This window comes from Streptomyces sp. BI87, from assembly GCF_025957665.1.
GTDB lineage: Bacteria > Actinomycetota > Actinomycetes > Streptomycetales > Streptomycetaceae > Streptomyces > Streptomyces albidoflavus.
This window is the reverse complement of the sequence record NZ_CP110079.1, coordinates 1,101,009-1,115,611: the sequence shown is the minus strand read 5'-3', so window position 1 is coordinate 1,115,611 and position 14,603 is coordinate 1,101,009. Positions and strand designations below refer to the sequence as shown.

General features: G+C 72.4%; 14 protein-coding genes and 2 pseudogenes. 7 read left to right on the top strand and 9 right to left on the bottom strand.

Translation table 11 applies throughout. From position 1 onward, the window contains the following. Positions 1–22 precede the first annotated feature (22 nt). Positions 23–694: a TetR/AcrR family transcriptional regulator gene (locus tag OIM89_RS04775; protein ID WP_257203927.1), complete on the bottom strand. Its 672-nt coding sequence runs from the start codon at positions 692–694 to the stop codon at positions 23–25. Between the two features lie 88 nt (positions 695–782). On the opposite strand from OIM89_RS04775, the gene OIM89_RS04770 reads away from it, so the two are divergent. The 3 genes from OIM89_RS04770 (at position 783) to OIM89_RS04760 (ending at position 3,462) form a co-directional block, all read left to right on the top strand. Next, positions 783–2,234 (top strand): amidase, encoded by a 1,452-nt coding sequence (locus OIM89_RS04770; protein ID WP_195730211.1) that lies wholly within the window; start codon positions 783–785, stop codon positions 2,232–2,234. 209 nt (positions 2,235–2,443) lie between these two features. Continuing rightward, complete coding sequence (locus OIM89_RS04765; protein ID WP_264491018.1) at positions 2,444–2,785, top strand: ABC transporter substrate-binding protein; 342 nt, start codon at positions 2,444–2,446, stop codon at positions 2,783–2,785. Between the two features lie 77 nt (positions 2,786–2,862). Further along, positions 2,863–3,462: a helix-turn-helix domain-containing protein gene (locus OIM89_RS04760; protein ID WP_175457249.1), complete on the top strand. Its 600-nt coding sequence runs from the start codon at positions 2,863–2,865 to the stop codon at positions 3,460–3,462. A gap of 6 nt (positions 3,463–3,468) precedes the next feature. On the opposite strand, the pseudogene OIM89_RS04755 reads toward OIM89_RS04760, so the two are convergent. The 3 genes and pseudogenes from OIM89_RS04755 to OIM89_RS04745 all read right to left on the bottom strand — a co-directional run. After that, a pseudogene (locus OIM89_RS04755) lies at positions 3,469–3,934 on the bottom strand (glycosyltransferase); the annotation flags it as partial. Further along, positions 3,922–4,198 (bottom strand): annotated as a pseudogene (locus tag OIM89_RS04750) (MerR family transcriptional regulator); the annotation flags it as partial. The pseudogenes OIM89_RS04750 and OIM89_RS04755, both read right to left, overlap by 13 nt. Positions 4,199–4,294: 96 nt before the next feature. Next, complete coding sequence (locus tag OIM89_RS04745; protein ID WP_030697871.1) at positions 4,295–4,723, bottom strand: winged helix-turn-helix transcriptional regulator; 429 nt, start codon at positions 4,721–4,723, stop codon at positions 4,295–4,297. Between the two features lie 343 nt (positions 4,724–5,066). Here OIM89_RS04745 and OIM89_RS04740 point away from each other — a divergent pair, with 343 nt between their 5' ends. From OIM89_RS04740 to OIM89_RS04725, 4 genes are read left to right on the top strand one after another with little or no spacing between them, the layout of a single operon-like run. Beyond that, a complete protein-coding gene (locus tag OIM89_RS04740) occupies positions 5,067–6,110 on the top strand; it encodes an iron-siderophore ABC transporter substrate-binding protein (RefSeq protein ID WP_030697872.1) in 1,044 nt (347 codons plus the stop codon). Between the two features lie 16 nt (positions 6,111–6,126). Beyond that, complete coding sequence (locus OIM89_RS04735; protein ID WP_030697873.1) at positions 6,127–7,167, top strand: FecCD family ABC transporter permease; 1,041 nt, start codon at positions 6,127–6,129, stop codon at positions 7,165–7,167. Then, positions 7,164–8,246, top strand: coding sequence for a FecCD family ABC transporter permease (locus OIM89_RS04730; protein ID WP_030697874.1), 1,083 nt, complete (start codon positions 7,164–7,166; stop codon positions 8,244–8,246). Before OIM89_RS04735 ends, OIM89_RS04730 begins: the two co-directional genes overlap by 4 nt. Then, positions 8,243–9,130, top strand: coding sequence for an ABC transporter ATP-binding protein (locus OIM89_RS04725; protein WP_030697875.1), 888 nt, complete (start codon positions 8,243–8,245; stop codon positions 9,128–9,130). The genes OIM89_RS04730 and OIM89_RS04725 overlap by 4 nt, the downstream gene beginning before the upstream one ends. A 259-nt stretch (positions 9,131–9,389) precedes the next feature. Here OIM89_RS04725 and OIM89_RS04720 read toward each other — a convergent pair whose 3' ends face one another. The 5 genes from OIM89_RS04720 to ctaD all read right to left on the bottom strand — a co-directional run bounded on the left by OIM89_RS04720 (position 9,390) and on the right by ctaD (position 14,564). Then, positions 9,390–11,015, bottom strand: coding sequence for an MDR family MFS transporter (locus tag OIM89_RS04720; protein WP_051727200.1), 1,626 nt, complete (start codon positions 11,013–11,015; stop codon positions 9,390–9,392). Between the two features lie 250 nt (positions 11,016–11,265). Next, positions 11,266–11,925 (bottom strand): TetR/AcrR family transcriptional regulator, encoded by a 660-nt coding sequence (locus OIM89_RS04715; protein ID WP_030697877.1) that lies wholly within the window; start codon positions 11,923–11,925, stop codon positions 11,266–11,268. A 139-nt stretch (positions 11,926–12,064) separates the two neighbouring features. Next, positions 12,065–12,229 (bottom strand): 50S ribosomal protein L33, encoded by a 165-nt coding sequence (gene rpmG / locus OIM89_RS04710; RefSeq protein WP_018894696.1) that lies wholly within the window; start codon positions 12,227–12,229, stop codon positions 12,065–12,067. 25 nt (positions 12,230–12,254) lie between these two features. Beyond that, positions 12,255–12,809, bottom strand: a complete 555-nt coding sequence (locus tag OIM89_RS04705; protein ID WP_047469428.1) for a hypothetical protein — start codon at positions 12,807–12,809, stop codon at positions 12,255–12,257. 60 nt (positions 12,810–12,869) lie between these two features. After that, positions 12,870–14,564, bottom strand: coding sequence for a cytochrome c oxidase subunit I (gene ctaD / locus OIM89_RS04700; RefSeq protein ID WP_010641398.1), 1,695 nt, complete (start codon positions 14,562–14,564; stop codon positions 12,870–12,872). Positions 14,565–14,603: the final 39 nt, after the last annotated feature.

Here is a 14,603-nt window from a genome sequence, read left to right as displayed (position 1 = left end):
CGCGGCGGCGGATCCGAGGATGTCAGCCGACGGCCGGCCGGGGTGCGTCGAGCGGGGAGCCGTGCCGGTCCACGATCCCCTCGACGATGCTCATCAGGCGGGCCCCCGCCCGATCGATGCTTCCGTTCTGCGTGCTGACCTGCGCGCCTTCGAGCACGAAGGTGATCTCGGCCGCGGCCTGCTCGGGGTCGGGCAGCCCGGCCTCGGCGCACATGCCCACCAGCCTGCGGGTCTGGTGGGCCTTGTGCTCCTCGATCACCTGCCGCGCGGGATGAGAGCGGTCGGGCAGTTCGGCGAGGGAGTTGATGAACGGGCAGCCCCGGTGCGAGATGACCGGCAGTCCTTCGGCGATGAAGCGGGCCAAGCCCATGATCTGCTCCCTGGGCCGGCCGGGATGTTCGCTCTGGACGCGGTCGAAGGCTGCCTGATAGCCGGCGGCGACGATCCGCATCCACTCCGCGACCAGCGCGTCCTTGGTCTCGAAGTGCCGGTAGATCGCCATTTTGGTGGTCGCGGCCTTCTCGGCGATCGCCTGGACGCTCACCCGCCGGATTCCCTCGCTCTGGAAGAGCTCTTCCGCCGCGTCGAGGATGCGCTCGCGGGGCGGCAGTTTCGCCACCCTGCTCGGCCTGCCGGCGGTCGATGCCGTGGCTGCTCCGTAACGTCCGCCCGGGTGTGAAACCTCTTGCCTCATTGCCCCCACGGTACCAGTCCGGTCCATGCGATACCGTGCGGTATCGCATGGGGCTCAACGGTATTGTTCTTTCCGCTAGGAGTGAGAAGTGAGAGTTGCCGAGTACGTGCACCATGACGCGGTCGGGCTCGCGCAGCTGGTGGCCGACGGGGAGGTGACCGTCGCCGAACTGCAAACAGCCGCGCTCAAGGCCGCGCAGGCGGTCAATCCGCAGATCAACGCCGTCGTGGAGACCTGGCCGGCCGACGACGGGCCCAGGCCCGCCGGTGCGCCACTGGCCGGGGTCCCTTTCCTGATCAAGGACATCGGAGCCGCGATGGCCGGGCGGCGCATGGAGCTGGGCAGCCGCCTCGCGGCCGGCAACGTCGCACGCGCCGACTCGGCCCTGATGCTGCGCGTGCGTCGCGCCGGACTGGTGACGTTCGGACGTACCGCGACATCGGAGATGGCCTACAGCATCACGACGGAACCCGTGCTGTACGGCGCGACCCGTAATCCGTGGGACCCGGAGCGGAGCGCGGGCGGATCCAGCGGAGGTGCGGGCGCGGCCGTGGCTGCCGGAGTCGTACCGCTTGCCCACGGCACCGACGCTGCCGGCTCGCTCCGTGTCCCCGCCGCCTACAACGGCCTCTTCGGGTTGAAGCCCACCCGCGGCCGGGTCTCCCTGGGCCCCGACTTCGACGAGCTCTTCAGCGGCCTGGCCGTGGCCGGCAGCGTGAGCCGCACGGTGCGCGACAGTGCGGCCCTGCTCGACCAGATCAGCGGTCCGGAGCCGGGCGACCCCTACTTCGCCCGGCAGCCGTCCAGGCCGTACGCGGAGGAAGTCACCCGCCACCCGGGCCGGCTGCGCATCGGTGTCCTCACCCAGGCATGGGGTGGACGCCGCACCACCGCACCGGTGGCCGACGCCCTCTCACGTACCGCGGGTCTGCTCGAATCCCTCGGCCACCAGGTGGAGGAGGCCGAGGTCGGCCTCGGCGCCGGCTGGGAGGAGTACGTCCTGGCCAACGCCCGTCTGTTCACGGCGAACCTCGCGGCCACGGTCGACGAGCTGGCTGCCGCCCTCGGCCGGCCCGTCGATTCCTCCACCCTCGAACCGGCGACCCTCGCCGGCTACCACTACGGGCAGCGGGTCGGCGGCGCCCAGTTCGTCGCCGCTCTCGCGGTACGAAACCGTGTCTCCCGCAGCCTGGCCCGGTCCTTCGGCACCTACGACATCCTGCTCACGCCGACCGTGCCGGAGCTTCCCGTGCCCCTGGGCGCCTATACCGAGAGCGCCCGGACGCTGGACGGCCTCGGCTGGATCGGCGCCGTTTTCGACCGCGCGCCGTTCACCATGCCGTTCAACATGGCGGGCACGCCCGCCATGTCCGTGCCGTTGACGGCCGACGCGGAAACGGGGCTTCCGATCGGTATGCAGTTCGCCGCCGGATACGGCCTCGAAAGCCGCCTCTTCCGCCTCGCCGGTCAGTTGGAACAGGCAAGCCCGTGGTCGGGCCGCATCCCCGCGGTGTGGGCAGGGGGTCGGACGGGCCGCTGAGCGGCATCCCGCAGCCGGGAGGCTGCTGAGCGGGCGGCTGATGCGCCGTCAAGGCGGCTGCCGACGCGCGGAGATGGTCATTCTGGCGGCCTGCTCGGGCTGACGGGGGCGGGCAGGGCGGGGCGAGCCCCGAGAAGGTCGCCCTCGCTCTGCCCTCCTCGCTCAGCAGTCTCGATGTCGGCCGGGAGTCGGGGACGCTCAACTACGCCGTGGCCTGCCTGGTGCAGGAGGGGCTGCTCTCCGTCAGCCCGGACGGTGAGCTGCGGCCCGGTCTCGCCACCAAGTGGACCCAGCCGGACGAGCGGACGTACGTCTTCACCCTGCGCCGGGGCGTCACCTTCACCGACGGCACCCCGCTCACCCCGGACGACGTGGTCGCCTCGGTCGAGGCGATCCGCGACCCGAAGAACACCCGTGCTCGCCTGTCTCTACGCCGGCGTCACCTCGGTCAAGGTCACCGGCTACCCGGAGGTCACCGTCCGGCTGAAGAAGCCCGACGCGCTCTTCCTCCGGACGGTCGGACCCAGCGGCCCGCTCGTCTCCGGCCGTGATGCTCGACGGCCACCTGACCCCGGTGACACCGACCGGTACAGTGCGCGGGCGCACCCCGAGCGATCCGAGGAGAATCGTGGACGCCCACGGCACCCAGACGCCCACCCTGGTCCCCGGCCCCCGGACGGGCCCCGGCGCGGCCCGCGAGGCGCTCGCCCAGAACGTCCGCCGCCACCGCCTCGCCCGGGGCTGGAGTCTGCGCGAACTGGGCGCCGCCACCGGCATCAGCAAGGGCCTGCTCTCCCAGATCGAGCGGGCCGAGGCCAACCCGACGCTGGAGATCCTCACCCGCCTCGCCGACGTCCTCGCCACCACCTGCACCGACCTGTTGCGCCGCCCGCTGCTGCGCCCGGAGATCGTCCGCGCCGCCGAACTGGCCGAGGAACCGGGGGAGACCTCGGTCGACCTCCTCTTCGCCCAGGGCGAGCTGGGCCGCGCGGAGTTCTACCGCTCCCGCTTCCACCCGCACGCCCAGAGCCAGGTCTCCTCGCACGGCACCGACTCGGTGGAGTACGTGGCGGTGGTCTCCGGCCGCGTCGTCCTCGTCGTCGACGACGAGCGGTACGCCCTGGACCAGGGCGACACGGCCCGCTTCTCCGGCCTGAGCAGCCACCACTACGAGACGGAGGAGTCGACGGCGGTCACCCACACGGTGGTGGGGTACCCGCGCGACTGACCGGGTTCAACCGCCTGCCACCTGGCGTACCACCTCCACGACCCGCCCCGCTCCGTCCTCCACCGCCATCCGGCGGGCCACTCCCTCGGCCGCCCTGGTGAGTTCCGGGCGGCTCACCGCCTCGCCCAGGGCGGTGGCGAGCCGGCCGGCGGTGAGCGAGGGGGAGGGGACCGGCGCGGTCGCCGCGCCCAGAGCGGTCAGACGGCCCGCCCAGAAAGGCTGGTCCGCCGTCACCGGTACGGGGACCGACGGGATTCCGGCGCGCAGGGCGGACGCCACCGTGCCCGCGCCGGCGTGGTGGACCACCGCCGCCGGCCGGGGGAGGAGCAGGGCGTGCGACAGGGCTCCGACGGTGATCAGGCCGTCGCCCTCGGCCCGCGAGCCCGGCTGCCCCCGCCTGGAGGATGCCCCGCACCCCGGCGCGGCGCAGAGCCCGTACCGCCAGCTCACTCAGGCGTTCCTGGCGATCTCCTCGGCCAACCGCCTCTGCCCGGCCTGGAGATGCTCCAGCGCGTCGGCCTGCGACCCGCTGAGGATCGCGGCGATCTCGTCGAGCGGAGCCCAGCTCGCGGTAGAAGAGGATCTGCTGGAGCCGGGCCAGGTCCGCGTCGCCGTAGAGCCGGTACCCGGCCGGGGTGCGCTCGCTGGGGGAGAGCGGCCCGGCCCGGTCGTCATGGTGCAGCGTGCGCACCGTGACCTTGGCGAAGGCCGCCACCTGCCCCACGGAGCAACTCATCGCCCCGCTCCCTTTCGTCGGAGCGATCCTCGGGCCTGACGTCAGGGGAGGGTCAACGCGCGCCCGGGAGCCGTGGCACCGCGGGGCCCGTCGCCGCTATGTCCCGCCCCGCCCGTCGTACGCCGCCCGCGCCGTCAGTACCTCCGGCATGCGGTCCTCCAGGAGGGTGATCAGGCCGAGCAGGCGGGTGGAGACCTCCGCGCCGAGCGGGGTCAGCCGGTACTCGACATGTGGGGGGTTGCCGGGCCGGGCGTCCCGGACCACCAGGCCGTCGCGCTCCAGGGCGTGCAGGGTCTGGGAGAGCATCTTCTCGCTCACCCCGTCCACCCGGCGGCGCAGCTGGTTGAAGCGGAGCGTGTCCTCGTGCAGCGCGCCCAGCGTCAGACCGCCCCAGCGGCCGGTGACGTGCTCCAGCGTGGTGCGCGAGGGGCAGCCGCGGGCGAAGACGTCGAAGGCGTCCGGAACGCCGGAAGGGTCGAGCGGGGTGTTCTCCTCCGCGGCGGCCCGCGCGGATGACTCGGTCATGCCGCCAGCCTACCAAGCGCAGCGCTTTCGATGCGTTGGCGCTTTCGGAAAGTTAGCGATCAGGTGGAAGGGGGTGCGGCAGGCTGACGGCGCGTCATGGCCTGTCGCGCGACCCGTCGCAGGGGTGCACTCCGGATGTAACCGGGCAAAGCGTGTCACGGGTGGGGAAGGTGATCCCCGTCGGGCCCGAGGGTGATTGAAAGCCGCCAGGGCCTAAGCTTAGGCTTGCCTAACGTCGCACGGTCCCCGCTGCGACCAGCTCCCCGTTTCCCGGTTCCAGGGCTCGCTCCGGCCCGGACGGCGGGGCTCGGCTCCGTAGTTCTTCAGACCTGAGGAAACGTCCATGTCATCGCTCTTCTCCCGGGCGCGCCGCAAGGCGGTCGCCGCCTCGGCCGCGGCCACCGCGCTCGTCGTCGTCCTCGGCGGCTGCTCCTCCTCCTCGGACGAGGCCAAGCCGAGCGCCTCCGCCAAGAGCGACGGCGCGTTCCCCGTCTCCATCAAGAGCAAGCTCGGTACCGCCGAGATACCCGAGGAGCCGAAGAAGGTCGTCACCCTCGGCCAGGGCTCCGCGGAGACCGCGATCGCGCTCGGCACCACCCCGGTCGGCATCGAGAGCTACGAGTGGGGCAGCGACAAGTCCGGCTACCTCCCGTGGATCAACGAGGCGGTGAAGGAGAAGGGCGACAAGCTCCCCAAGCAGTTCGCCGGCGGTGAGGACATCGACTTCGAGACCATCACCGAGCTGGAGCCCGACGTCATCCTCGCCCCCTGGTCCGGGGTGACCGAGGAGCAGTACGACATCCTCAAGGACATCGCGCCGACCGTCGCCTACCCCGAGCTGCCCTGGTCGACCAACTGGGACGAGCAGATCGAGATCATCGCCAAGGCGCTCGGCAAGAGCGACGAGGGCGAGGGCCTGATCAAGGACATCAAGAAGCAGCTGGCCGACGCCGCCGCGACCCGTCCGCAGTACAAGGACGTCACGTTCTCCTACATCTACACCGACGGCCCCGGCTCGCTCGGCGTCTTCCTCCCCGAGGAGCAGCGCGTCGAGATGCTGACCGGCCTCGGCCTGACCGTCGACCCGGTGGTGAAGACCTTCAAGGAGGTCGAGGGCACCGACTCGGCCATCATCGGCCTGGAGAACGCCGAGAAGCTGAAGGACAGCGACCTGCTCTTCACCTTCTACACCGACAAGAAGACCCGCGCCGAGATCGAGAAGCAGCCGCTGTACGCCGCGATGCCGGCCGTCAAGCGCGGCTCGCTCGTCACCAGCGAGGACACCTCCTTCGTCACTGCCTCCTCGATCATCAACCCGCTCACCGTGCCGTGGGTCGTCGAGCGGTACCTGCCGATGATCGACGACGCCGTCAAGACCCTCGACTGAGGCACCGCTCTCCTTCATGGCCACGACCACCGTCGCTCGCCCGAGCGGTGCCGGCACCTCGCGTGCCGGCACCGCTCGGCGGGTTTCCGCCCTCCTCGCCGGCGTCGCCGTCCTCGCTCTCGCGGTGGCGGCCAGCGTCATGTTCGGCAGCCGCACCACCCCGCTCGGCGACGTCCTCGACGTCCTGGCGGGCCACGGCGACCCGTACGTCACCAGCGTCATCGAGAGCCGCTACCCGCGCACCGCCCTCGGGGTCCTCGCCGGCGTCTGCCTCGCCGTCGCCGGCACCCTCATGCAGGGCATCAGCCGCAACCCGCTCGCCGACCCCGGCATGCTCGGCATCAACGCCGGAGCCTCCGCCAGCGTCGTCACCGCCACCGCCTTCCTCGGCGCCACCTCCGGCGCCGAGACCGTCTGGTGGGCGCTGCCCGGCGCGATCCTCGCGGGCGTCGCGGTCTACGCCATCGGCGCGGCCGGCTCCCGCAGCGGCGGCCTGGTCCGCCTCGTCCTGGCCGGAGCGGTGCTTTCCGCCGTCCTGCACGCCTACATCCAGGCCGTCACCCTCAGCCTGCCGAAGGTCTTCGACAGCTACCGCTACTGGGTGGTCGGCGCGCTCGCCGGACGGGACATGGAGGTCTTCTGGGCCGTCCTGCCGTTCGCCGTCGCCGGCCTGCTGGTCGCGCTGCCGCTCGCCCCCGGCCTCAACTCGCTCGCCCTCGGCGACGAGTCGGCCTCCTCGCTCGGCGCCAATCCGGCCGTGATCCGCGCCGCGGGACTGCTCTCCGCCACCGTCCTGTCGGCCGCCGCCACCGCCGCCGTCGGCCCGATCGCCTTCGTCGGCCTCGCCGTCCCGCACGTGGTCCGCGCCGTCGTCGGCGTCGACTTCCGGCTGCAACTGGTCTTCTCCGCGCTGCTCGGCCCGGCCCTGCTCCTCCTCGCCGACGTCGTCGGCCGGCTGGTGCTGCGCCCCCAGGAACTCATGGTCGGCGTCGTCACCGCCTTCCTCGGCGCCCCCGCCCTGCTCTACGCCGTCCGCCGGATGAAGGGGACCTCATGACCGCCCCCCAGCTCCAGGACCGCCCCGCCCCGGCCCCCGCGGCCCCCACCCGCACCGGCGGCCACCTGCGGATCGGCTCCGCGGTCGCCCTGCCGGTGCGGCGGATCTCCGTGGTCGTCGCGCTCGTCCTGCTGGTCCTCACCGTCCTGGCCGCCGTCGCCACGCTGAGCCTGGGCCGCCTCGGCGTCCCGCTGAACGAACTCCCGGGCGCCGTCTTCGGGGGCGCGGAGGGCAAGAACCGTTTCGTACTCAACCGGCTGCGCGGGCCGCGCCTGGTCACCGGCATCGGCGCCGGGGCCGCTCTCGGCCTCTCCGGCGCCCTCTTCCAGTCGGTCACCCGCAACCCGCTCGGCAGCCCCGACGTCATCGGCCTCGCCTCCGGCGCCGGGGCGGGCGCCGCCTTCTTCGCCCTCTTCCTTCCCGGCAGCCCCATCTGGCTCGGGGCCCTGCTCGGCGCCGCCCTCGCCATGGCCGTGGTCTACGTCTCCACCGGCACCGGCTTCCGCAACCCCGGCCGCCTGGTCGTCGCGGGCATCGGCGTCGCCGCCCTGGCCACCGCCTTCACCCAGTACGTCGTCTACGCCGTCGAGCGGGACAACGCCACGGCGCTGACCGCCTACATCAACGGCAGCCTCGCCGCCCGCTCCTGGGACCACGCCGCCACCATCGGCCTGGTCCTGCTGGTGGCCGCCCCGCTCACCGCGCTGGTCTCCCGGCGCCTGGAGATGGGCGAGATGGGCGACGAGCTGGCCGCCGGGCTCGGCGCCGAACCCCGTTCCACCAAGACCTGGGCGGTGCTGCTCTCCATCGTGCTGTCGGCCGGAGCGGTCAGCGTCGCCGGGCCGATCGCCTTCATCTCGCTGACCGCGCCGCAGATCGCCCGCCGGCTGACCCGGGGGACCGGGCCGCACCTGTTCCTCTCCGCGCTCACCGGCGCCCTGCTGCTGGTCCTCGCCGACCTCGCCGCCCAGCAGGTGCCGTGGTTCGACAACCTGCCCGTCGGCATCTACACCATGGCCATCGGCGGCCTCTACCTCGGCTATCTGCTCACCCGCGAATGGCGGAAGGGAAACCTGTGAAGACAGCGGCGAAGAACTCCGCGGCCCCCACCCCGGCCTCCCCGGGCGGCGTGGGCGCGCCGCCGGAGAAGGGGCTCGGCGCGCGCGGGGTCACCCTCACCTACGGCGGCGAGCCGGTCGTCCGCGACGTCACCCTGGACCTGCCGCACGGCGGCCTGACCGTGATCATCGGCCCCAACGGCTGCGGCAAGTCCACCCTGCTCAAGGGGTACGGCCGCATCCTCAAGCCGGAGCAGGGCACGTTCCACCTGCACGGCACCGACCTGCACGCCTACCGGGGCAAGGAGGCGGCCCGGCACGTCGCCCTCCTGCCGCAGAGCCCGGTCGCCCCCGACGGCATCACCGTCCGCGACCTGGTCCGCCGGGGCCGCTACCCGCACCACACCCTGCTGCGCCAGTGGTCGCCCGAGGACGACCGGGCCATCGCCTTCGCCCTGGACCGCACCGGCCTGACCGAGCTGGCCGAGGAGCAGGCCGGGCAGCTCTCCGGCGGCCAGCGCCAGCGGGCCTGGATCGCCATGGTGCTGGCCCAGGAGACCGACCTGCTCCTCCTGGACGAGCCGACGACCTTCCTGGACATCGCCCACCAGTACGACCTGCTGGAGCTGTGCGCCGAGCTGAACCGGGAGGGCCGCACCATCGTCGCCGTCCTCCACGACCTCAACCAGGCCGCCCGCTTCGCCTCCCACCTGGTCGTGATGGACCGGGGCGAGGTGTACGCGCAGGGCGCCCCCGAGGAGGTCATGACGGCCGAGCTGGTCCAGAAGGTCTTCGGCCTGGCCTGCGACATCGCCCCCGACCCGCGCACCGGCACCCCGATGGTCGTCCCGCACGAGCGCTACCAGACCCCGGCCGCCGCCGAGCCGGAGCCCGCCGAGGCGTAGGAGAGGCGGCCCCGGGGGCCCGCAGGAACACCGAAAGGGCCGGATTCGTCGAGACGAATCCGGCCCTTTCGCATACGTCGCCGCTGAGCGGGCACCAGAGCAGTGACCCGAGCAGCCCGGCCCGCCGCCCCACACCCCCTCAGGAGGCGGCCGGACCCGGGCCCTCCTCGGCGGCCCCGCCCTTCACCCCCGAAGGCGGGGCCGCCTCCTTCTTCGGGGCGGCCCCGCCTCCGGGTGCCGTACGTGTCGCGGGGCGCGGTCAGCGGCCCGCGGGCTCCTTGTCGGCGACCGGGGCACCGCCGGTGCCCTCGTCGCCGGAGCCGTCCTTGGCGAGCTCCACGCCGGCGCCGGACTCGGCCCCGGCCTCGGCCTCCGCCTCGGCGAGGCGCCGCTCCATGCCGCTGGTGGTCTTCAGCGGCTTCTCCTTGATGAAGAGGACGACGATCAGCGCGACCACGGCGAACGGCGCGGAGATCAGGAACAGGTCACCGGTGGCGACCCCGTAGGCGTTCTCCACGATGGGCCGCAGCGCCTCCGGGAGCTGCGTCATGTCGGGCACGGCGTGGCCGCCGCCGCCCTCCGGGGCGATGCCGGCGTTGCCGAGGCCCTTGCTCATCTCGCTGGCGACCCGGTTGGCGAGGATCGCGCCGAGGACGCTGACGCCGACGGTGCCGCCGAGGCTGCGGAAGAAGGAGAGCACCGAGGTGGCGGTGCCCAGGTCCTGCGCGGGCACGTCGTTCTGCGCGGCCAGCACCAGGTTCTGCATCAGCATGCCGACGCCGATGCCGAGGATCGCCATGTAGAGGCTGAGCAGCCCGAAGTGGGTGTCGGCGCCGATGGTGGAGAGCAGCGCCAGACCGGCGGTCATGGTGATGCCGCCCGCGACCAGGTACACCTTCCACTTGCCGGTGCGGCTGATCAGCTGCCCGGCGACGGTGGAGGAGACCAGCAGACCGCCGATCATCGGCAGGCTCATCAGGCCGGCCACCGTCGGCGACTTGCCGAGGGCGATCTGGAAGTACTGCGAGAGGAAGACGGTGCCCGCGAACATCGCCACACCGACGAAGAGGCTCGCCACCGTGGTGAGGGTGACGGTGCGGTTGCGGAAGATCGACAGCGGGATGACCGGGTCCTTGGCGCGTGCCTCCACGAAGACCGCGGCCACCAGCAGGGCGGTACCGGTCAGGGTGAGCGCGGCGGTCTGCCAGGAGGCCCAGTCGAAGGAGTTGCCGGCCAGCGAGGTCCAGATCAGCAGGGCGCAGACACCGGCGACGATGAGGAAGGCGCCGAGGTAGTCGATGGTCACCTCGCGGCGGACCGTGGGCAGCTTCAGGGTGCGCTGGAGCAGGATGATGCCGAGCAGCGCGAACGGCACGCCGATGAAGAAGCACCAGCGCCAGCCGAGCCAGGAGGTGTCGACGAGGACACCGCCGATGAGCGGGCCCGCCACGGTGCCGACGGCGAAGACGGCACCGAAGATGCCCGCGTACTTGCCGAGGCGGCGCGGCGGGATGATCGCGGCCATCACGACCTGCGCCAGCGCGGTCAGACCGCCCGCGCCGATGCCCTGGACGACGCGGCTGAAGATGAGCAGCCCCACGTCGTGGGAGAAGCCCGCGACGAGCGAGCCGACGACGAAGAGGCTCAGCGACAGCTGGAGCAGCATCTTCTGGTTGTAGAGGTCGGAGAGCTTGCCCCAGAGCGGCACGGTGGCCGTCATGGCGAGCAGCTCGGCGGTGACCACCCAGGTGTAGGAGGACTGCGAAGCGCCGAGGTCGGCGATGATCCTCGGCAGGGCGTTGGCGACGACCGTTCCGGCGAGGATGGCGACGAACATGCCCGCCATCAGGCCGGACATCGCCTGGAGTATCTGTTTGTCGTTCATCGGGCCCGGCGCGTGGCCGGGCTCCGTCTCGCTGGCACTCTGCACGGTGTCCTTCTCGGGTCAACGGGTGCTACGGGCAGTGGCGGGCGCCGGACGGGCCGAGCCGTCCGGCGGTGGCGGGACCGCCGTCCTGACGGGGACGGGCGGCTCGCCGTAGGACTCCGGCCGGCGGCGGCGTCGCCGCGGGCGGGAGTGCGGTGGGAAGAGGTCGGGGCGGGTCAGGCGCGGCCGGCGGGCGCGCGCGGCGGCCTCACCGGCCGGTCCCGGCCGGTGCGAGCGGCGCGGTGAGGCCGGCCGCGAGCTGGTCGAAGACCTCGTGGAAGACCTCGGCGAACGGCGTCTCGGGGTGAGAGCACCAGTGCCCCACCGAGACCCGTACGGCCGTGCCGGCGACGCCCGCGAGCAGCTGGGCGTAGAGCCCCGTGTCCTGCCCGCCGCACACGTCCACGGGAGCCTCGGGCACCTCGCGGCCCAGCCGGACCGCGATGGCCCGCGCCAGCTCCTGTTCCTGGCCGGCCTGGGCCGTCATGACCCGGGCGAAGAGCCGCGGGGAGCGGTCCAGCACGACCGGGAGGAGGGCCCACACCTCCGACTGGCTCTCGACGTCCGCCAGCTCGGCGGCGAGCGCGGTGCGCAGCGCCTCCAGCGGGGAGAGTGCGGCGGGGGCCGCGAGAACGGCGCGGGTGACCCGGGGTCCCAGGTCGGCGTCGATCATCGCGAAGGCGTCGTCGTGCGAGGCGAAGTAGTTGAAGAAGGTCCGCGGGGAGACCCCGGCGGCTTCGCTGATCATCTCGACGGTGACGTTCTCGGCGCCGTGTTCGACCGCGAGGCGGACCGCCGCCTCGCCGAGGGCGGCACGGGTCGCCCTCTTCTTGCGCTCACGGAGGCCGAGCGCGGCACCTGACTCCATCACGCGCTGCACTCTACGCAAAAATGCAGTCTCTGCAAAATTCACCCGCGCGTGCGCCGTGCGCGGGTCCCGTCCGCGCCCCCGGGCGTGACGAAGGCCCGCACGCCAGTGGGGCGGGCGGGCCTGAGGGGGCGGTGGGTCAGCGCTCCTCGCGGAACTCCACGTGGCGGCCGGCGACCGGGTCGAACTTCCGCAGGGTGATCCGGTCGGGATCGTTGCGGCGGCTCTTGGTGGTCACGTAGGTGAAGCCGGTCCCCGCCGTGGAGCGGAGCTTGATCACGGGGCGTATGTCGGTGCGTGCCATACCCCAGAGGGTACGACAACCGTTTTCAGCACCGGTAGGGACTTTGGTCCCGAGCCTGTCCGGACGCCGCCCGCCACCCCGGCAGCCCCGCCCGCACCCCGCCGGTCACCAGGGCCGCGAGCACCACCGCCCCCGCCGCCGACACAGCCGGCCACACCCCGGCCCCGCGCGCCGCCACCCCCGCCGCGAGGGCGGCGCCGAGCCCGGCGAGCAGCCACCCGAGCAGCGTCCGCCGGGCCCGCGCCGGGGCGGGGTCCGGGACCGGGGCGCCCAGCAGCTCCCACCCGGCCGCCGCCTCCCGGCGTTCCCGGCCCGCCCGCGCCCGGGCGGCGAGCGCGGTCCCGCCCGCCCCGAGCCCGGCCGCCACCGCGCAGGCCAGCGCCGCCCGCGGCCCGGCCCAGGCGAGTACGGCGGTGGCGGCCGAGGCTCCGCCCCACAGCAGCAGGACCGCTGCCGCGGCCAGCCGCCGGGAGGCGGGCCGGTCGGGTCCGGCCCGCAGGTCGGCCCAGGCGGGCACGTACCAGACGGAACCCGACAGGCACAGGGCGGCGCCGCCGAGGGCGAGCACTCCGTGGGACATCGCGTGTCACCTCGCAGAGGGGCGGATCGGGGGAGGGGTGGGGGAGGGGAGCCGTCCGGCTCAGAGGGCGTCGGCCTTCTCGCGTGCGGCGATCTCCGGGTGGTGCAGGTCGAAGGCGGGGGACTCGCTGCGGATACGCGGCAGGGCGAGGAAGTTGTGGCGCGGCGGCGGACAGGAGGTGGCCCACTCCAGCGAGCGCCCGTATCCCCACGGGTCGTCGCCGGTGACCTTCTCGCCGTAGTGGGCGGTGCGCCAGACGTTGTAGAGGAAGGGCAGGAAGGAAAGGCCGAGGAGGAACGAACCGATGGTCGAGACGGTGTTGAGGGCGGTGAAGCCGTCGGCCGCCAGGTAGTCCGCGTACCGGCGTGGCATGCCCTCCGCGCCCAGCCAGTGCTGGACCAGGAAGGTCAGGTGGAAGCCGGCGGTCAGCGTCCAGAAGGTGATCTTCCCGAGCCGTTCGTCGAGCAGCTTGCCGGTGAACTTCGGCCACCAGAAGTGGAATCCGGCGAACATCGCGTACACCACGGTGCCGAAGAGCGTGTAGTGGAAGTGGGCCACCACGAAGTACGAGTCCGAGGTGTGGAAGTCCAGCGGCGGCGAGGCCAGGATGACGCCGGTCAGGCCGCCGAAGAGGAAGGTCATCAGGAAGCCCGTGGTCCACAGCATCGGGGTCTCGAACGACAGCGAGCCGCGCCACATGGTGCCGATCCAGTTGAAGAACTTCACCCCCGTCGGCACCGCGATCAGGAAGGTCATGAAGGAGAAGAACGGCAGCAGCACCCCGCCCGTGGTGTACATGTGGTGCGCCCAGACCGTCACCGACAGGCCCGCGATGGCGATGGTGGCCCCGACCAGCCCCATGTAGCCGAAGAGCGGCTTCCGGGAGAAGACCGGAATGACCTCCGAGACGATCCCGAAGAACGGCAGCGCCAGGACGTACACCTCGGGATGGCCGAAGAACCAGAAGAGGTGCTGCCACAGCAGGGCCCCGCCGTTGGCCGCGTCGAAGATGTGCGAGCCGAACTTCCGGTCGCACTCCAGTGCCAGCAGCGCCGCCGCCAGCACCGGGAAGACGAGCAGGATCAGTACGCCGGTCAGCAGCACGTTCCAGGTGAAGATCGGCAGCCGGAACATGGTCAGGCCGGGGGCGCGCATGCAGATGATGGTGGTGATGAAGTTGACGGCGCCGAGGATCGAGCCGAAGCCGGAGAGCGCCACCCCCATGATCCACATGTCGGAGCCGATGCTCGGCGAGTGGACCGCGTCGGAGAGCGGCGCGTAGAGGAACCAGCCGAAGCTCGCCGCGCCCTGCGGGGTCAGGAAGCCGGCCGCCGCGATCAGCGAGCCGAAGAGGAAGAGCCAGTAGGCCAGCATGTTGAGCCGGGGGAACGCCACATCGGGGGCGCCGATCTGGAGCGGCATGATCCAGTTGGCGAAGCCGGTGAAGAGCGGCATCGCGAAGAGCAGCAGCATGATCGAGCCGTGCATGGTGAACGCCTGGTTGAACTGCTCGTTGGAGATCAACTGCGTGCCCGGACGCGCCAGTTCCGCGCGCATCACCAGGGCGAGCGCCCCGCCGAGCAGGAAGAAGACGAAGGCCGTCACCAGGTAGAGCGTGCCGATCTTCTTGTGGTCGGTGGTCGTCAGCCAGTCGACGACGATCCGCCCGGCGCCCGCGCGCCGCCCCGGCAGCGCCCCCGGCCCTGACGCCCCGTCCGCCGCCGTCCCGCGCTCCCGCGTCCCTACCGTGTCCACCGGACCCTGTCCTCCAGCCGTGCAAGTGCGTGCGCCGCC